12 protein-coding genes and 1 pseudogene are annotated in these 20,251 nt (G+C 42.0%); 5 read left to right on the top strand and 8 right to left on the bottom strand.

Translation table 11 applies throughout. The features are described 5' to 3' along the window. Positions 1-126: 126 nt before the first annotated feature. The 6 genes from rpmB to gloA form a co-directional block, all read right to left on the bottom strand. Positions 127-363: a 50S ribosomal protein L28 gene (rpmB, locus tag ACM0OR_RS18460; protein WP_190703272.1), complete on the bottom strand. Its 237-nt coding sequence runs from the start codon at positions 361-363 to the stop codon at positions 127-129. Between the two features lie 281 nt (positions 364-644). Continuing rightward, positions 645-2,612, bottom strand: a complete 1,968-nt coding sequence (gene htpG / locus ACM0OR_RS18455) for a molecular chaperone HtpG (RefSeq protein ID WP_414577892.1) — start codon at positions 2,610-2,612, stop codon at positions 645-647. Positions 2,613-2,614: 2 nt separating this feature from the next. Beyond that, a complete protein-coding gene (locus ACM0OR_RS18450; RefSeq protein WP_414577890.1) occupies positions 2,615-2,875 on the bottom strand; it encodes a hypothetical protein in 261 nt (86 codons plus the stop codon). A 147-nt stretch (positions 2,876-3,022) separates the two neighbouring features. Beyond that, positions 3,023-4,552, bottom strand: coding sequence for a DUF2264 domain-containing protein (locus tag ACM0OR_RS18445; RefSeq protein ID WP_414577888.1), 1,530 nt, complete (start codon positions 4,550-4,552; stop codon positions 3,023-3,025). Between the two features lie 267 nt (positions 4,553-4,819). Next, the gene (gene clpB, locus ACM0OR_RS18440) at positions 4,820-7,462 is read right to left on the bottom strand and encodes an ATP-dependent chaperone ClpB (protein ID WP_414577886.1); all 2,643 of its coding nucleotides are present in this window, start codon (positions 7,460-7,462) and stop codon (positions 4,820-4,822) included. Between the two features lie 557 nt (positions 7,463-8,019). Continuing rightward, entirely contained in the window at positions 8,020-8,454 is a 435-nt protein-coding gene (gloA, locus tag ACM0OR_RS18435; RefSeq protein ID WP_190703284.1) for a lactoylglutathione lyase, read from the bottom strand. A 349-nt stretch (positions 8,455-8,803) separates the two neighbouring features. On the opposite strand from gloA, the gene eno reads away from it, so the two are divergent. Then, the gene (gene eno, locus ACM0OR_RS18430; RefSeq protein ID WP_414577884.1) at positions 8,804-10,096 is read left to right on the top strand and encodes a phosphopyruvate hydratase; all 1,293 of its coding nucleotides are present in this window, start codon (positions 8,804-8,806) and stop codon (positions 10,094-10,096) included. A gap of 65 nt (positions 10,097-10,161) precedes the next feature. Here the strand turns inward: eno and argC are convergent, their stop codons facing one another. After that, the gene (gene argC, locus ACM0OR_RS18425) at positions 10,162-11,220 is read right to left on the bottom strand and encodes an N-acetyl-gamma-glutamyl-phosphate reductase (RefSeq protein ID WP_414577883.1); all 1,059 of its coding nucleotides are present in this window, start codon (positions 11,218-11,220) and stop codon (positions 10,162-10,164) included. Between the two features lie 455 nt (positions 11,221-11,675). Between argC and ribBA the strand changes: the two genes are divergently transcribed. The 3 genes and pseudogenes from ribBA (at position 11,676) to ACM0OR_RS18410 (ending at position 16,644) form a co-directional block, all read left to right on the top strand. Next, positions 11,676-13,331 (top strand): bifunctional 3,4-dihydroxy-2-butanone-4-phosphate synthase/GTP cyclohydrolase II, encoded by a 1,656-nt coding sequence (gene ribBA, locus ACM0OR_RS18420; protein ID WP_414577881.1) that lies wholly within the window; start codon positions 11,676-11,678, stop codon positions 13,329-13,331. A gap of 50 nt (positions 13,332-13,381) precedes the next feature. Further along, positions 13,382-13,642, top strand: a pseudogene (locus ACM0OR_RS18415) (transposase); the annotation flags it as partial. A gap of 233 nt (positions 13,643-13,875) precedes the next feature. Then, the gene (locus ACM0OR_RS18410) at positions 13,876-16,644 is read left to right on the top strand and encodes a M16 family metallopeptidase (protein WP_414577879.1); all 2,769 of its coding nucleotides are present in this window, start codon (positions 13,876-13,878) and stop codon (positions 16,642-16,644) included. 210 nt (positions 16,645-16,854) lie between these two features. Here ACM0OR_RS18410 and bchM read toward each other — a convergent pair whose 3' ends face one another. Next, a complete protein-coding gene (bchM, locus tag ACM0OR_RS18405) occupies positions 16,855-17,544 on the bottom strand; it encodes a magnesium protoporphyrin IX methyltransferase (protein ID WP_323269109.1) in 690 nt (229 codons plus the stop codon). Positions 17,545-17,899: 355 nt separating this feature from the next. On the opposite strand from bchM, the gene ACM0OR_RS18400 reads away from it, so the two are divergent. Next, positions 17,900-19,981 (top strand): cation:proton antiporter, encoded by a 2,082-nt coding sequence (locus ACM0OR_RS18400; RefSeq protein WP_414577878.1) that lies wholly within the window; start codon positions 17,900-17,902, stop codon positions 19,979-19,981. The last annotated feature ends 270 nt before the right edge of the window (positions 19,982-20,251 follow it).

Here is a 20,251-nt window from a genome sequence, read left to right as displayed (position 1 = left end):
GGGGTTCTCATCTCTTAGGAACAATTTAGTATTGATATACTGACTTTTGCAGCATTTAACTACCAATTTCTTAATAAAGAGCGACTTGTGAGGTTGAATACCCCTCACAATTTTGGCAACCTGGTATTAGTAATGATTCAGGTTAAGGCCAGCTTCTTTTGCCATTGCTTCTATTCCTAGCTTATCTAAGGTTTTGATAGCTTTGGTAGATAGCTTTAGTTTTACCCAACGGTTACCACCTGGCCACCAAACGCGCTTGCTTTGCAGATTAACTTGCTGAAGGCGTTTGGTACGGCGGTGAGAGTGAGAAACTGCAAAGGCGTTATTTGCTTTTTTACCGGTCAGTTCACAACGGCGAGACATAATTATTTATCTCCAGATTTGGAATTGAAGTACAACCTTTCTATTTTAGAAGCTCTAACGCAAATATTGGGGTTAGGGTTATCTTTTTAAGGGGGATTTATATTAATTCTATGAGAAGCTGCACTTTATAAATCCTGTAGAGACGTTGTATACACCGTCTCTACTAAGTTTTTTTAGGTACTGAAGTGCCTATTACTGTGTCAATTTAGTTTTGACGGTTCGTAGCAAGGACTTTAGTCCTTAGCAAAATCAGGACTAAAGTCCTTACTACAAACGGATGATTATTTGCTAGCTTGTTCTGTTAGCTTGGTAAGTACCTCATTTGATCTCTCAACAAAGGATTTCATTCCTTCAGCGTCAAATCCTTTTTGAGACATCAACGCCAAATCATAAACGTGTTGGCAAATTAAGTTTACCAATGGATTTGTCGTTGATTGTCCATCACCTTGAATGATAGTACCTTGATTGAGGCTGGTGAGGTTTTGAATGAGGGGATGAGCGGTGTTTACCAGTAAGATGTGATCTTCGGGGAACTCTGCATTCTGCTGCTGCATCATGGCGTTCATTTCCCGCAGGCGGCGCAAAATTTCTGGTAACAGAACCATCGCAGGTGGTGTACCTTGGGGGTCATCTGATTTTAACGCCTCGGTGCGGATGTTGACTTTGGGTTTATTGAGTGCGTTCTCAAATAACTCCTTAACAACCTCACTCTTAGTTTTATTGGTTGTGGGGTCAACAATTTCTCCGGCTTTGTCTTGATCGAGTAGGGTATTATCTAGGTCAGAGTCTACCCGTGTAAATTTGACATCCTGATATTCCCGTTCTAGGAAATTAATAAAATGGGTATCGATGAAGGAGTCCATAAACAGGACTTCCAAGCCTTGGTTTTTGTGCAGTTCTATATAAGTCGATTGGCTAGCTTCATCGGTGCTGTATATTACCCTATTTTCGTGGCGTTCTTTGTTGCGTTCTAAGTATTCTTTCAGCGTGGTGTAAGGACTACCAGACACAGCTGGTTTGACATCTTGCCAAGCATCACCTTCTTCTGTTTGCACTTCAACTGCTGGAGTTTCAGTAGTTGATTCCCCAAATTTGGCTGTGCTGCGGAAAACAATGATGTCTTCGACTTGTTTTTTAAATTTTTCGTCGTTGAGAACACCAAACTTCACAAAAGTACCTAGGTCTTTCCATGCACTGATGTATTGTTCTCGGTCTTCCCGGTATAATTCTTTGAGTCTGTCGCCTACTTTCTTAGCTATATAATCGCCGATTTTACGGACAGTGCGATCGCCTTGCAAGGCACTGCGAGATACATTTAATGGAATATCGCTGCTATCAATCACACCCCGCATGGGTACGAGAAATTGGGGAATAATTTCTTCGCAGTTATCACTGACAAAAACTTGGTTACAAAATAATTTGATCTGTCCTTTAGCCACATCTACATCAGGACGCATTTTGGGGAAGTACAGAATCCCGTTGATGATAAAGGGATAGTCAGTATTTAAATGTACCCACAGTAGAGGTTCTTCTTGGAAAGGATACAAATAGCGGTAAAATTCCAAATAATCTTCTTTCGTCAAATTACTGGGAGACTCCCGCCAAGGAGCTTTTTGTCTGTTTAAAACTTCACCATCCATTTTGATGGGAACTGGCATGAAGTCACAGTAAGTCTTGACCAGATTTTGAACCCGTGCTGCTTCTAAATATTCTTCCTCATCAGGTAAAAGAGTCAGAATGATGGTAGTACCGCGAGTTGTGCGGGGTGACTCATCCAGGCTGAATGCTGGCGAACCATCACAAGACCAATGAACTGCTTGCGCTCCTTCTTTATAGGAGAGGGTATCAATTTCTACTTTCTGCGCCACCATAAAGGAGGAATAGAAACCCAGACCGAAGTGACCGATAATCGGCTGATCTGCTTTCCCTTGATATTTGTGAATAAATTCTTCCGCACTGGAAAAGGCTACCTGGTTAATGTACTTTTTCACTTCATCGGCGGTCATCCCAATACCGTTATCGGTGATGGAAAGAGTTTTTTTGTCTTTATCAATGGCAATTTGAATTTCCGGTTCACCAACTTCTCCCGTATATTCACCTGCACGGGATACCATGTTCAGCTTTTGAATTGCGTCTACAGCATTGGATACCAGTTCCCGCAAGAAAATTTGATGATCTGAATAAAGCGATTTCTTGATGATCGGGAAAATATTCTCAGTATGAATACTGATAGTGCCTTGTTCTAGCATGGCTATTTGTGTGTTTTAGTTACAGGAATACGTCTGAGGATCAATGGATCAATTTTCCGCAATTTTATCTTTTTGGAGGTAAGGAATACCTCATTAATGATGATTCGGATTTCACTACTATAAACGAGGTAAGGATTGGTCACTAGTACAGCACAGAGTAAATAGCGCAAAGTTGAGCCACTGCGTTGCCGGGGTTCTCCCGGTTGTAGCAAGTGGCGTGGCGGTGTCGGTTTCCGTCCCGCCAAACTTTGTAAGAGAAACAAACGATTTCAAATGAACGAAATGCTGATGCTGTATTCATCTTGACTTTTGACCCTTCTCCTATTGGAGACGCTACGTGTTGGCGCAGCCTTTCATAGAGAACAACTGCGTTCAGGGTCAATACCTCAGCTACGTTCGGTGTTGACTCTTTACCGAATCAAGGAATTACCTTGTTTATAGTTTGATACTGGCGAAGCAGTAGAATATGAAAACCGTTGATATAGTGCATCATAGTTATACGGACGCAAAGGTCTTCTGGCAATAGACTCTTTTATGTGATTAATTATTCCATATCGCTTTAATTTTGGAGATTTATTGCCTTGATTTTTTAAAAGTTCTAATTCAATGGTTTGTGTTGATTTATTACCTTTAATCCGCCATCCAATAGAGTGATTAATTTCAGAAAAATCACCGATTTCAATAGGTAATTTTTCTAGAGGTGAATTCCACAAAGGAACAAATTCATCTACATAAAAAGCAACAATTAGAGATCGCAAAGACCACAAACAACTACCTGCTCCTGAGTATGAATCAAGAATACTTAAATCTGGAGTAAAGTAACCTTGTGTAACTGTACCTTTTTGTAATGAATTATGTTCTATAAAAAAACGCCAAGTCAAATCTAAAGCGCGGAAAGCTAAACCTGGGGACACTTCCTCCGGTGCTAATATAGTTCCAGTTAATATTGGTGCTGGTGCAGCCATACGGTAACATATACTTCTTCCCATTGCGGGAAAACCATTTTTACTAAAGAAATAACGGTAAAATTTTAAGAATTCTGCATGGGTTTTTCTAATAAAAATAGGGTCAAACTGAGGATCTATTTGATCTAACCAGAAAAGACTATAATGAATAGCCCAAGCATTATAATAATCTACGCCTTTGGGGGGATCATTGAACCATCCTTCACCCATGTAATATCGTTGTTTATAAGTTTGATATAATTCATCAACTAGGAGGCTATATTTGTTGTTACTTACTCCTAGATTTTCCAGGGATTTCTGAATAATTATCGGGAAAAGATACCAGTTATTATGATGTATTTTTTTATTCATTACTTGCTCTAGCCAATTAACAATTTGTTGGCGTTCTTGAGGTGAAAATGTAGTCCAAAGATGGTCACGACTAATCCAAAGTCCAAGAGCAATATCTGCGGCTTCGACAATGCGTTGATCCTTGTCTTTCATTTTTCCCCAATACTCGGTATTGTGTTGATCAGTTCCTGCCAATATACCTTGATGTAAAAGTTGAATTAGATCAATTTTTTCACTATTAATATTTAAAATATTTCCATGTCCTCTGGAAATCCATACGGCAGCAAGAGGAAAAAAGCGAGCAAATCCTTCTAGTCCATCTAACTTTCTTCCATGAGAACTAGCCGCACCTGGATAATAAATAAACGCACCATTAGGAGAACGGTATTTGAGAAACCCAAGGGTAAAATATTCAAATAATGCTTGGTAGCCTAAAAACGGAGATTCCTGATTTGTATTTATAAAAGTAGTTTTAATTTTTTCATCTATTTCCTTATATCCCAGGAATGGTTGACTTGTTTGATTCCATCCTTCTACTGCTTTGCGCGAAAAATTTTCTAATTTTGCTCTGATCATCACTACACACAAAGCTGTAATGATAAAAATTAATAGCCACTTCATAGCATTTTCTGCAAAAAAATTCATTTTTACCTCTTCGAGCAAGCTGTATTGTTAGTATAGAGCAGTGTAATATCATGTCGATTTAAATAATTATGATATCCGGTAAAACTGGTAATTGGCAAAAATCAATTAGCACCCCTAACAGATATATTATTAAGTAATTAAACGGTCATGATATGCGTCAATTAACCACTAAAAAATTCACAAAAAGCTTGTGTAATCTGTATATTTAGCGTTTAATTCTGCCTTGCCCTACTAGCTATCACTAACTACAATTTACAGTTGTGATTTTTACAACAACTTTACCGTGTTAGGTAGAGATACAGGTGCTTTGTTGCTAAAAGTTAGACCATTTTCAGCCTTATCAATGTAAATGGTATCTCCAGCGATAAATGTATTCTCCAATAACTTGGTAGCAATGGGGTTTTCGATTTCTCGCTGAATCGATCGCTTCAGGGGACGTGCGCCGTAAACTGGGTCATAACCCCTCTCTACTAAGAAATTACAAGCAGATGCGGAGATTTCAAAGGAGATTTTTTGTTCTCGCAGCAGATTTTCTACGCGCTTGAGTTGAATGCGGATGATTTGCTGCATTTCAGCACGGCTGAGGGTGTGGAACAAGATGATATCATCAACGCGGTTGAGAAATTCGGGGCGGAAGTGCGATCGCAAAGCTTCCATTACCCGCGTCCGCATTGTCTCATACTTGGAATCATCACCAGACACATCTAATATATGTTCGCTACCAATGTTACTAGTCATTACAATAACTGTGTTGCGAAAATCTACTGTTCTACCTTGAGAATCAGTAATCCTACCGTCATCCAACACCTGGAGCAAAATATTAAATACATCTGGGTGTGCCTTCTCTACTTCATCCAATAGCACCACAGAATAAGGATGACGGCGAACAGCTTCCGAAAGTTGACCGCCTTCTTCGTAGCCTACGTAACCTGGAGGCGCACCAACCAATCGGGAGACTGAATGTTTTTCCATGTACTCAGACATATCTAAACGAACTAAAGCATCATCCGAGTCAAAGAGAAACTGGGCTAAAGCGCGGGCGAGTTCGGTTTTACCGACACCAGTCGGCCCCATGAACAAGAATGAACCGATGGGGCGGTTGGGGTCTTTCATCCCCGCACGGGCGCGACGAATAGCGGCGGAAACTGCTTCTACGGCTTCCTGTTGACCGATGACGCGTTGATGTAAATGGCTTTCCAGTTGCAGTAACTTTTGGCGTTCTGATTCCAGCAGACGATTGACGGGGATACCTGTCCACTTAGCGACGATTTCGGCGATGTCGGCTTCGGTGACTTGTTCGCGTAGGAGAGTAGAACCTTGGCGTTGAACTGCTGAGAGTTCTGCTTCTTTGGCTTCAAGGTCACGCTTTACTATCTCTAATTTGTCATACTTCAACATAGCCGCTTTATTCAAATCGTAGTCACGTTCGGCTTGCTCAATCTGCACTCTTAAAGCATCTTCTTGTTTCTTTAAAGCACTGATGGCTTCTAAAAGCAGCTTTTCACCTTGCCATTGATTGGTTAAATCCTGCTGTTTTTCCGTTAAATTGCTGATTTCTAACTCAATGCGCTCTAAACGTTCCCTAGTTTGAGCAGGAACTTTCTCTTCCCCAGCTAGAGATAGCTTTTCCATTTCTAGCTGCATCAAGCGGCGGTCAATAGTTTCTAGTTCTGATGGTTTGGAGGTAATCTCCATTTTTAATTGCGCTGCGGCTTCATCTACTAAATCAATAGCTTTATCTGGTAAGAAGCGGTCAGCAATGTAACGTGCTGATAAAGTCGCCGCCGCTACCAACGCCGAGTCTGAGATTTTCACGTTGTGGTGGACTTCGTAGCGTTCCTTCAACCCCCGCAAAATGGAGATGGTATTTTCCACACTGGGCTGATCAACATATACCTGCTGAAAACGGCGTTCTAGAGCTGCATCTTTCTCAATAAACTTGCGGTATTCATCGAGGGTAGTCGCTCCAATACACCGCAGTTCTCCCCGCGCTAGCATGGGTTTGAGCAAATTACCTGCATCCATCGCCCCCGCTTGATTAGAACCAGTACCGACAACAGTATGTAGTTCATCAATAAATAAGACAATTTGACCGTTAGATTCCGTAACTTCCCGGAGAACAGCTTTGAGACGGTCTTCAAATTCACCCCGATATTTAGCCCCAGCAATCAAACTACCAATATCTAAAGAGATGAGTTGACGGTTTTTCAGAGATTCCGGGACATCACCATTGATGATACGCTGTGCCAGAGCTTCTGCGATCGCAGTCTTACCCACCCCAGGTTCACCAATTAATACAGGGTTATTCTTACTCCGGCGAGACAAAACCTGAATCACCCGACGTATTTCATCATCTCGTCCAATTACAGGATCAAGTTTTCCAGATTTAGCCTGTTCTGTTAAGTCTCTACCAAATTTTTGCAGAGCTTCATAGCGAGACTCTGGATTTTGATCTGTCACTTTTTGACTACCGCGCACTGCTTTAATACTCGCTTCTATTTTGCTATTGTCTGCATTAAAACCTTTGAGTACACGCTTACCAACACGTTCATCATCGGCAAAGGCTAACAGAATATGTTCTACAGAGATAAACTCATCTTTCATCCCTGTCCTAATTTCTTCAGCCTTATCTAGCAGCGTATCTAAGCTGCGTCCCAGATAAAGCTGATCACTTTTGCCCACTTTAGGTTGACGTTGAGTAAAAGCTTCTAATTGCTGCTGCAAACGCACTGGATCAATTTCCGCACGAGCTAAAAGCCTAATTGCTAAACTAGTTGGTTCTTCTAATAGGGCAATAATTAAATGCTCAACATCTAATTGCTGTTGTTGATATCCACGAACTATATCCTGGGATTTAACAATTGCTTCCCAGGCTTTATCAGTAAATTTATTAGGATCTGTAGGCTGCATCTTTAAGATTTTGAATGTGAAACTTTCAGCGTTTGTAGTTTTAAGGTAAAAATTGCGTGATCAGGAAAGAAGAGTCTAGAGGTTAGTATTGTTACGCAGCACTTTTTCCAATTTCTACTCCCTAATCAGTAGTTCAAATATTTTCAGTGTGTATCCGCGTATTTATTTTGTGGCAGTCAGGGATATAGCAACTAAGTTATAGTTTTACCGACTACCTATTCCCTAATTTAACGTAATGCGGAAGTCCCCAACCTCAGCGTAGCAGGTTAGGGAGTGGGGTCGGGGAGGAGTCGTCAATTTTTGCATTTGGTAGCCTATCAATCCAATCTTCAACTAACTGGGTAACTGTTTTTTCCTTGAGGGATGGGGGATAAGGAAGGGAGAATTACTTATGAGTCCCCAGTTCCCAATCCCCAGCAGTTATTTAATTAAGGGACTTCCAGATAAAAAAATATCCAAACTGTAGGGTGCGTCAGTGCGATAGAACCTAACTATACTCAGAAATTATTCATACTGACGCACCCTACCCAACTGAGTCCCCAGTCCCAATCTGTGAATTACTGAGTTACAAGTTGTTCTGATGATTCCTGTTTCACTGTTGAGCCTTGAGTACCTAGTTGGATTAGTTCTATTTTGTATCCGTCTGGGTCTTCCACAAAGGCAATCACTGTAGAACCGTGTTTCATTGGACCCGGTTCTCTCACTACTTTACCGCCAAGATTTTTAATCGCTTCACAAGTTCCATAGATATCATCTACCCCTAGGGCAATATGACCGTAAGCATTCCCTAATTCGTACTTGTCTACTCCCCAGTTGTAGGTTAGTTCTATGACTGCTGTGTCACTTTCATCGCCATAACCAATAAACGCCAGAGTAAATTCCCCACTGGGATAATCTTTCCGCCGCAGTAACTTCATCCCCAGCACGTCACAGTAGAATTTCAAAGACTCTTCAAGATTGCCAACCCGTAGCATTGTATGTAGTAAGCGCATATAGACCTTTTCTCTGAGTGTGTTCACCTGCCAACATTTTACAGAGAGAACTGGCGTTGGGGTTTTTACCGTTCGGCTGACGCGGAAATTGAGCTTGTCGAAACTCATGGCGGAAGCCTACCTTGAGAGGGCAAGATTTTGAATTTTGAATTCGGAGCGCAGCGACGTGACTATTGACTATTGATCAACAAATAATCGAAAATCCAAAGTCCGTCTATTAGACATCGATGACCTAATCTTTGGAAATCTTCATTTAATCTCAGCCGATAGTTCGCCTCAGAGCATATGCTAGCGATTGGGTTGAGCTAATAGATTTTGTGCGATCAACGGTAAGAAGGAGCAAAAACTAATGAGTAGTAACATTGTAGATACTTCTATTGAGGCAATTGTCGCCCGCGAAATTCTCGACTCGCGGGGTAGACCAACGATAGAAGCAGAAGTACATTTGCTAAATGGTGCTATGGGACTAGCACAAGTTCCTAGTGGTGCTTCTACAGGGACTTTTGAAGCCCATGAACTACGAGATAAGGATAAAAGCCGTTACGGTGGTAAAGGGGTACTCAAGGCAGTACACAACGTCAATGAGATACTTTCCCCAGAGTTAATTGGCTTGGATGCCCTCGACCAAGAACTGATAGACCGGACAATGATTACTCAGGATGGTTCAGGGAATAAATCTAACCTGGGCGCAAACGCAATTTTGGCAGTTTCCCTGGCGACTGCAAAAGCTGGGGCGGAATCTTTGGGGATTCCTCTTTACCGCTATTTGGGTAATCCTTTAGCGAATTTGCTACCTGTGCCTTTGATGAACGTCATTAATGGTGGGGCGCACGCTTCTAATAACGTAGACTTTCAAGAGTTTATGATTGTCCCCATCGGTGCATCTTCGTTCCGGGAAGCGTTGCGTTGGGGTGCGGAAGTATTTGCTACCCTCAGCGAAGTGCTGCATGATAAGGGTTTACTGACTGGTGTCGGTGATGAAGGTGGTTTTGCCCCTAACTTGGAATCTAATCAAGTAGCTTTGGAATTGCTGGTAGCTGCTATTGAGAAGGCTGGTTACAAGCCAGGGGAACAAGTGGCTTTAGCTTTGGATGTGGCTGCTAGTGAGTTTTACAAGAATGGGCAGTATGTCTATGATGGTAAACTTCACGCACCAACAGAGTTTATTGATTATTTAGCGCAGTTGGTTGACCAATACCCGATTGTCTCCATTGAAGATGGTTTACATGAGGAAGATTGGCAAAATTGGCAATTACTCACCCAAAAGATTGGTTCAAAGGTGCAATTGGTTGGGGATGACTTGTTTGTAACTAATGCTACTCGTTTACAAAAAGGCATCCAAGAAAAAGCCGGTAACTCCATTTTGATTAAACTCAATCAAATTGGTTCTCTAACTGAGACTTTGGAAACAATTGACTTGGCAACTCGGAACAGTTTCCGGTCAGTAATTAGCCATCGTTCTGGTGAAACTGAAGACACTACAATTGCTGATTTAGCCGTCGCCACTCGTGCAGGTCAAATCAAAACCGGTTCTCTGTGTCGTAGTGAACGGGTAGCTAAATACAACCGTTTACTCCGTATTGAAGATGAACTAGGCGATCGCGCAGTTTATGCTGGTGCTGTAGGTTTAGGGCCAAAGTGAGTCCTGAGTAATGAGTAATGAGTAATTTTTTAACTCAGCACTCAGCACTCAGCACTCAGCACTGACTAAGGATAAAACCCCAACTTGGGCAACCCTAATGTCTCGTCCCAACCCATCATAATGTTGAGACACTGAATTGCTTGACCCGCCTGTCCTTTGATTAAGTTGTCTATAGCTGACATCACAATCACTCGGCCAGTTCGCGGGTCAACTTCTAGACCCATGTAACAAATATTGCTACCGCTTGCCCATTTGGTATGAGGATATATCCCAGTTTCACAAATTTTTACCCAAGGGGAATTACGATAAAAAGCTGTATAAATTGTAGTTAAGTCATCTCCTACAAGACCAGGATCGCGGAGTGAGGCGTAGACTGTTGCTAAAATTCCCCGCACCATCGGCACAAGATGGGGGGTAAACTGTACCGTAACTTCATGACCAGCCAGTTCACTACAAATTTGCTCGATTTCTGGAGTATGGCGGTGACGGGCAACGCTATAAGCAGCTAGGGAATTATCAGCTTCCGCTAATAATAAGTGAGTTTTGGCTTGTCTACCGCCGCTTGATGCACCAGATTTAGCATCAATAATTGCGGTTTCGGGGACGATTAAGCCTTGTTTGAAGAGTGGTATAAGTGCTAACAGACTGGCTGTAGGATAAGCCCCAGGACAGGCAACTAGTTGAGCATCAGCAATGCGATCGCGATAAAGTTCGGGTAATCCGTACACTGCATTAGCTGCTGTGGTGTGATCACTTCTGTTATTGCCATACCAACTGGTATAGGTTGCCAAATTTCTAAATCTATAGTCCGCACTCAGATCCACTACCTTACATCCTTTTTCTAGTAATGTTGGGGTAATTTGGCAAGCTAGACCATTCGGCAGTGAAAGAAATATTACCTCACATCGGCGGGCAATTATTTCGGGATCTATTGCTTCAATTGGCAATTTCACCGCATTAACCAGATGGGGATAAACAGACGTAAAAGGCTTACCGGTACTGTTCTCGTCTCCTAAATAGACTAGTTCGACTTCTGGATGCTCCATTAGTAACCGTACTAGTTGCACTCCGCCATAGCCTGACGCGCCAACAATCCCAACGGGTACGCGCCTAAAATTACCCATGATCTCAAATCCTCATCCGCTTTTGGTTAATCTAATCTGTCGTTATCTATCAACTACTAGCTACCAGAGGCGAAACTGAACAAAACGCCACAGAAAACCAGCACCAAAACATATTCAAATTCACAGCACTAAAGCCCAATTTTAATGGTATTGATGACTTATGAGAGTAGGGGACAGGGGATAGGGGACAGGAAATCACCCATATTCCCTACTCCCTTTTTCAAGACTATAGAATTTTCTCTATGTCAACGAAACATTGCTAGTCTATATCTCTGCTGCACAAAGGAGCTACAATCTACAATAAGAAATTATTAAAAAACATTACGATTACTAATTAACTCTGTGTGCAACTTAATCTCAAACCTCACCCCCGATTTCTTCCCTCTCCTAACCCTACGGGAAGCAAGCTAGACTTCTACACCCACACCCCATTCCCCATTCCCTACTCCCTTTTTATGTTTGATTCTATTGATGCTGCCTTGACAGACCTCAAGGCTGGTCGTGCCATTGTAGTGGTAGATGACGAAAATCGAGAAAATGAAGGCGATTTGATTTGTGCGGCTCAATTTGCTACGCCTGACATGATTAATTTTATGGCGGTAGAAGCCAGAGGATTAATTTGTCTGGCGATGACAGGCGATCGCCTGGATGAACTCGATTTACCCTTGATGGTGACAAATATCACAGATCCTAACCAAACGGCTTTTACTGTCAGTATCGATGCGAGTCCGCATTTAGGCGTATCTACTGGGATTTCAGCCGATGACCGCGCCCGCACTATTCAAATAACTCTCAACCCAGCCACAAAACCTTCAGATTTACGCCGTCCTGGGCATATTTTCCCGTTGCGGGCTAGAACTGGTGGTGTCCTCAAACGCGCCGGACACACGGAAGCGGCTGTGGATTTATCTCGATTAGCCGGACTATATCCAGCCGGGGTAATTTGTGAAATTCAAAACCCTAATGGTTCAATGGCGCGGTTACACCAGTTAATTGAGTATGCAAAACACCACAATCTGAAAATTATTAGTATTGCCGATTTAATTAGTTATCGCCTCAAACACGATCGCTTGGTATATCGAGAAGTGGTCACTAAGCTACCTAGTCAGTTCGGTCAGTTTGATATTTACGCCTATCGTCACACCCTAGATAATACAGAACACGTTGCCATTGTTAAAGGCGACCCCGCTAACTTTCGGGATGAGGCGGTGATGGTGCGGATGCACTCAGAATGTCTCACAGGTGATGCTTTAGGTTCTTTGCGCTGTGATTGTCGGATGCAGTTACAAGCCGCACTAAATATGATTGAAAAAGCTGGTCAAGGTGTGGTGGTTTACCTCCGCCAAGAAGGACGGGGTATTGGCTTGATTAACAAACTCAAAGCCTACTCCTTACAGGATATGGGACTGGATACTGTAGAAGCCAACGAGCGTTTAGGATTCCCCGCCGACCTGCGGGACTACGGGATGGGGGCGCAAATCCTCATGGATTTGGGGATAAAAAAGATTCGCCTGATTACCAATAATCCTCGGAAGATTGCGGGGGTTAAAGGCTACGGATTGGAAGTTGTCGATCGCGTGCCATTGTTAATTGAAAGCAATGATTACAATTCCTATTACCTAGCGACTAAAGCCAAAAAGCTGGGTCATATGCTGTTACAGACCTATTTGGTGACAGTGGCAATTCACTGGCAAGATGACCCGCAATTGGTGACAAAACGCTACGAACGCCTAGAGAAACTGCGGCATTTAGCCAAAAGCTATGATTTATTGTTGCAGGAAGAAGCACGTCCGTTGGCGATCGCTTTATTTGATGAGCCATCGTTAACAGTACACTTAGGTTTTGACCAAGCAAAAGTAGCAGATGGTGATTGGTATCAGCAAGCTGGGCATCCTTATATACAAGCCATTTTGCCAATTTTGGATAACTTAGCGGCATTACCTTACGTCCAGAAACTAGAATTTTTGATCTCTTCTGGTAGTGACCCCCTAAGTAACTTGCAAGTGCAGCTAGATCGGCAAATAATTCTAGATGGAGAATTACCATCTGTAGTAGGCGATCGTTTAGAGACTCAGCAAATTTATAGTTTTAGCAGAATCACCTCTATCTAGGTAGAAAATTCTTGTGAACTACCCACACTTGCCTCTGGGTAAGATGACCAGGTGAAGCACCGATTCATTGGCGATTGCTCACCACCCACCAAGTCATTTGTTTAGAACAAGCACTACGGGTGATTCGATGGTACACATGGCGATGGCGAATTGAACAACTTTTTGCCACCCTCAAAACTGCGGGATTAAATCTCGAAGCCACTCAGCTTGAGTCCATTGCTGCCATTCAACGACTGACTGTATTAGCTTTGTCCGTCGCTGTACGAATTTTACAACTGATTCAGGGACGGGATAACCCTGATTTACCTGCTAGTAAGTAATCGCACAGAATTATTTACACATGAATTTCTATTCTGGATAAGGGTTTCATGGCTTAACTTTGTGTAATTAATTTTGTTTATCTACTTATTGCTTTTTCGCATGAACAAATTACACACAATCGGCAAAACTAGCGATCGCGCTAAAATCATGTTTGCGCGATCGCTAGTTACACTTAAGAAACTGTCAACCGCCGGGTTTGATAACTTAAGAATGTAAACCGCTTATGAAACTCCGCCCATATATGCTGATAGGTTTCTTTCTCAGCATCCTTTTGAGTATTTTGCCTGTGGCGAGCAATTTGACGATCGCAGCCACACCCACACCAGCCGTTACACCCGTGTCTGGTTTGTCTTTTACTCAAGGAGTGCAGAAAACAGTATTAGATAACGGTTTAACTGTACTCACCAAAGAAGTGCATACTGCGCCAGTAGTGAGTGTACAGGTTTGGTATAAAGTCGGCTCACGGAATGAAGCCAAGGGAGAAAACGGTATCTCCCACCAGCTTGAGCATTTAATGTTCAAGGGAACTACAGACCGTCCGGTGCAGTTTGGGCGGTTGTTTAGTGCTTTGGGTAGTCAGTTTAATGCTTTCACCAGCTACGACGAAACGGCTTACTTTGGTACGGTAGAACGAAACAAACTAGAAGCTTTGCTGACTCTAGAAGCAGACCGCATGAAAAATGCTTTGATAGAGCCAGAACAATTAATTAGTGAAAAACGAGTGGTGATCTCGGAGTTGCAGGGATATGAAAACTCACCCAATTATCGTTTAAGTCGGGCAGTCATGCGAAATGCTTTTCCTAACTGCGCCTATGGCTTACCTGTGGGTGGGACAAAAGCCGATGTGGAACAATTCACACTAGAACAGGTAAGGAATTACTACCAAAAATATTACAGTCCAGATAATGCCACCTTGGTCATCACAGGAGATTTTGCTACAGAACCTACAATAAATGTAGTGCAAACAACTTTTGGGAAATTACCACGGACAGATCAAGAGGACAAGGGGATAAGGAAAGAACTGGATAAAAATACTGCTAGTAAAGCACCGATAGTTTTGAAAGAACCTGGAAGTGCGGCGTTATTGCAAGCGGTGTATCCTTTACCTGATATCAATCATCCTGATGTCCCAGCAATTGATGTCATGGATGCCATTCTCACGGGTGGACGTAGTTCTAGACTTTATCAAGCTTTGGTGGAATCTGGTCTGGCTAGTTCTATAAGTGGTAGTGCAGTGGAACTGATCGAACCGGGTTGGTATGAAATTACTGCTACAGCCGCACCAGGACAAAAACTAGCCAAAATTACTGAGGTATTGCAAACATCTCTATCCAAACTGCAACAGCAGCCAGTTTCCCCAGGCGAATTGAACAGAGCAAAGACGCAACTACAAGCAGCGTTTGTGCTGGGTAATCAAGACATCACCAGCCAAGCTAACCAATTGGGATACAGCCAAACGATCGCCGGAGATTATCACTATATTGAAAAATATTTAGCTGCGATCGCTCAAGTCACCCCTGCTGATATTCAAAAAGTCGCGAAAACTTACCTCAATCCCGCAAAACAAACCATCGGCTATTTTGAACCAACCCAACTCGATGGTCAAGCCGGAACTACCGATGCTAGTTCTGGTCGTACTGTAGAGAACTTCGACCCCGGTAAACCCGTAGACCCGGCAGAATTGGCTAAATATCTGCCTCCTGTCACCACATCTACAGATACCAACAAACAATCTTTACCACAACAGCTTTCTCTCACCAATGGTTTGCGGGTGTTGCTATTACCTGACCGTAGTGTCCCTACAATTAACTTAAGTGGACAAATTGACGCGGGTAGTGAATTTGATGGTAATCCCAAAGCAGGATTAGCCAGTCTCACAGCTATTAATTTAATGAATGGGACAAAGACAAAAGATGCTCTCACCTTGGCGCAAACTCTAGAAGACAGAGGTGCTAGCTTAAATTTTGGTGCTGGACGTGAAGGTGTTAATATCAGTGGTCAAGGGTTATCAGCAAATCTGCCGATCATCATGCAAACTCTAGCAGATGTGCTGCAAAATGCCGCCTTTCCCAACGACCAGCTAGAACTCAGCCGCCAAAGGGCATTAATTAGCCTCAAAGCCCAATTAGATGATCCTAGCGGATTAGGTAGAAGAGTATTCCAGCAAGCAATTTACCCAGCAAATCACCCCTTCCACAGCTTCCCAACGGCGGAAAGTTTAAACAGTATTACTCGTAATGATGTGGTGAACTTTTATCGCAACCATTACCGACCAGATACGACAACACTGGCTTTAGTGGGTGATTTTGACCCAGTGCAGGTAAAAGAGTTACTCAATCAGTCCCTGGGGAAATGGCAAGCTATTGGTCAACCGCGTACCCTGAAATCACCAACAGTATCATTACCGCCAACTTTGACCCGCATTAACAAGGCGATTCCAGGTAAAGCCGAAGCTGTAACTTACATAGGCTACAACGGTATTTCTCGCAAAGACCCCCGTTACTATGCAGCATTGGTACTGAATCAGATTTTGGGTGGTGATACCTTATCCAGTCGTTTAGGTACAGAAGTGCGCGATCGCCTAGGTTTGACCTATGGTATTTATAGCGGCTTTGCTGCGGGGATAAATCCTGGCCCCTTCGTCATTCAAATGCAGACAGCACCAGGAGATGCTAATCAGGCGATCGCTAGCACCTTAGCATTACTCAAACAGTTACGCCAACAAGGAGTCACTGAAGCCGAATTAAACACCGCCAAACGTTCAATTACCAACAGTTATCCTGTGAATTTAGCTAACCCTAGTGATGTATCCAGCATCATTTTAGATAATGCAGTCGTGGGACTATCACCAACAGAAATCCGTGAATTTCCCCAGCGCATTCAGTCAGTCAATATGGCTGAAATACAGCAGGCAATTCAAGATTTAATTAAGCCAGAAAATCTGGTGATTGTCACAGCCGGGACGCTAAATACAGCATCTCAAGGTAACTAAGGGTATTCATCACAAAAATCTCCCCAACTTCTTAAACCTTTCCTTCCCCTAAACCCCTATTTGTTAAAAATCTCCCACTAGTGCCGTTAAACACTAGCAAAAAATCAAAAAACACTCTCTTTCTACTCTGTCACCTGTCACCTATCACCTGTCACCTCTATTTCAAAACCTCCCGCTAAATCAGGTACGCCTGATCTAGCGGTGAGTAGTTTATTGTTGGCGTGTAGCTTCTAAAATGCGAGAGAAGTAAAAACTAGTCTTAGTAAAAGCCTTCCTTTGGATAGCAAAGCCATTGCTTTCTAAAATTTTGATGACATTAGCTTCACGATGCAGATAGGCGCGGGTTGTTTTACTTGGACCAGGAAAGAAACTGCCAATTTTTTTGAGCAAAGTCAAAGCACAGGTTTTAGGCGCAAAACTGAGAATGATTCTAGACTGAGCCAAAGAACAGAGGTGAGAAATCATCTCATCAGCTTTATCTTGGGGATAATGGATCAAGACATCTAAGCAAATAACAGTGTGATAATTGCCACTTAAAGATTCTAAATCCTGGACAGCAAAGGTAGGATTTTCGGCATTTCCCAAGGCTTCTAAGGCTCTTTGTTTACCTTCTTCTACCATTTTTTCCGAAATATCGCTGGCATAGACCTTAGCACCTGCTGTAGCTAAGGGAATGCTCAGACTACCCACACCACAACCAGCATCACAGATTGATAACTCTGCTAAATTGCCATCATTTTTCAGCCATTCGATAACACTATCCACAGTTTGCTGGTGGCCGTTGCGGATGTCTAGCTGGACTTTATTGACTTCGCCATCGCCATAAATCCGTCTCCATCGGTCAAACCCTGTGGAATTGAAATACTCACGAACAATGGTTTTATCGTCGGCTGCGTTCATAAACTTCGATTTTTAAGGGTTCTCAATCCTTAAAATTATCATTGATAGTCAACAACAAGAACACTCTTCCAGATTTTTCTCAAATTATCTCTATTGAATTAGCCTCTGTGCTGATTGATGGGTAAAAATACTTGATAACAGCTATATCTAACTACTTCTGATACTAATTCTTACTTAGGTTACTAATCTGTTATTTAGTCTATCAATTAAATTAAAAGTGAATAAGGTTTGTTATTATAAGCCTATTCATTTTTTCAGGCTTTCTAAATTAATGTAAGTATTGTACCTGGTAAATTTTGGCAAAAAATCGTTTTTTAGACAGATTTTAACCTACAGACAATCATCATAATTACATATGGGTTCTAACTTACTAACCGATACTCCTATTATTGCGTTTACAATACTTCTGACAGTAATTTTTACTGTACCGCCGATATTTGAGAGATTAAGATTACCTGGATTAGTAGGACTACTATTAGCTGGTGTAATTTTGGGACAAAGTGGATTAAAGCTTCTCGACCCAGATTCTGACACTATCACATTACTTTCGGATATCGGCAAAATTTATTTAATGTTTGTGGCAGGGTTAGAGATTGATATTGAACAATTTCGGAAGACTAAAAATCGCTCAATTGGATTTGGAATTTTAACATTTTTAGTGCCAATGATTGCTGGCATTCTGGTAGGACGAATATTTAATTTTAGCTGGAATGCTTCTGTATTAATTGGTTCTTTATTAGCTTCTCATACCCTCTTAGCATATCCAATTGTGAGCCGCCTAGGAGTAGTAATGAATGAAGCTGTGACAGTGACAATTGGTGCGACGATCTTCACTGATACAGGTGCATTGCTAGTGCTAGCAATTTGTGTCGGAATTCATAGCGGAGAATTCACAACCTTAAGTTTATTAACTTTGTTAGGTGGGCTAGCAATTTACTCACTTATTGTTCTGTTTGGCTTTGACTGGTTAGGTAAAGAATTTTTTCGTCGTTCTGGAGATGAACAAAGTAATCAGTTTTTGTTCATTTTACTAGCATTATTTTTAGCATCTGTTGGGGCGCAAATAATTGGAATAGAGAAAATTGTTGGTGCATTTCTAGCAGGTTTAGCTGTTAATGATGTTGTAGGACGTAGCCCTGTCAAGGAAAAAATTGAGTTTATTGGTAGTGTATTATTTATCCCTTGCTTTTTCGTAGATATGGGATTGTTGATTAACATTCCTGCCTTTATTAAAACTCTTTCTTCCTTTTGGCTGACTTTGTTTATTGTTGTAGCTCTAATTGGTAGCAAATTTTTAGCCGCATTCTTAGCCAAATTGATTTATCGTTATAATACTGCGGAACTACTAACAATGTGGTCACTGTCACTACCACAGGTAGCAGCTACATTAGCAGCGACATTAGTTGCCTATCAAAGTATGAATGGTGCGAATGAAAGGTTAATTGATGAAGGTGTCTTAAATAGTGTAATTGTTTTGATGTTGGTGACAGCAATTTTAGGGCCAATAATTACAGCTAGGTTTGCCACTTCCTTACAACTTCCTCCAGCAGACTTAGACACAGATAGCCCAGCCATTTGGTGGGGAAATGTTGAGGAACATCTAGTAGAAGAAAATCACTATCCCTTTACCGTATTAGTACCAATCTATAACCCACAAACCCAGCGATATCTGATAGAAATGGCAGCATTACTAGCGCGTCATGAATCAGGGCGGATCATGCCATTAGCGATTGCTCAAGCTCATGTACATATGGATGATCCACAATTAGGAATAGCACTAGAAAAGAGTCAGCAAAGATTGAAATTTGCTAAAGATATTAGTCAAGAGTTCGATGTGGAAGTGCTAACTGCTATTCGGATTGATGATGATGTAGCTTTAGGCATTAGCCGCACCAGCCGCGAACAAAATGCTAGTTTAGTGTTGATGGGTTGGTCTCGAACCACGGGTTTACGCGCTCGCTTATTTGGTAGTGTAATTGATAGTGTTTTCTGGTCATCTCATTGTCCAGTAGCGGTAGCACGTCTGTTAAATAGCCCCAGCACAATCCGCAGAATTTTAGTCCCAGTAGGGGATTTAATGCCGCAAACTGTAGGTGCTTTACGGTTTGCTCAAATCTTGGCTGATAGTAATCAAGGGGAGGTAGTATTATTACACGTATGCGCCCTGAATACGCCTGTACCTCTGGTAGAACAGTTTGCATCACAATTGTCTGATATTGTCACTAACAGTCAGGTACAAGTGAATATAGAGATTAAAACAATTAGAGATGATGATGTTGCTAAAGCAATTATTCGCGAAGCCTCAGCTTTTGATTTAGCGGTGTTGCGTGCTGTTCGTTATCGGACAACAGGTGGATTTGCCGTTAGTGAGGTGACGACTCAAGTAATTAACGAATTGACCTGCTCTATTGTATTATTGGGAGCGTCTCATTCATGATTGCATCGTGATTATACTTTTACTCATCCTATACTTAGGCGTTGCTGCAAGCCAGCCAAGACAACCTGAATCATCGCTGAAAAATTAGATTCCCGACTTTTTCAAAAAGTCGGGAATCTAGATTATCGCTGATACACTTACTAAAATTGCCAACATCGTGTATTACTCTAATTTCTTACACATGAACTAAAAAAATTTTCTCGCGCAAAGCGTGGGACTGGAGTTTAGACTAAATCGGTCATGTTCAAGAAAAAAAGGGAGTCTGATTGA

The sequence above is a fragment of the Anabaena sp. CCY 9402-a genome, from assembly GCF_963920945.1.
In the GTDB taxonomy this organism is placed as follows: Bacteria; Cyanobacteriota; Cyanobacteriia; order Cyanobacteriales; family Nostocaceae; genus Trichormus; species Trichormus minutissimus.
This window is presented reverse-complemented; position numbering and strand designations above follow the sequence as displayed.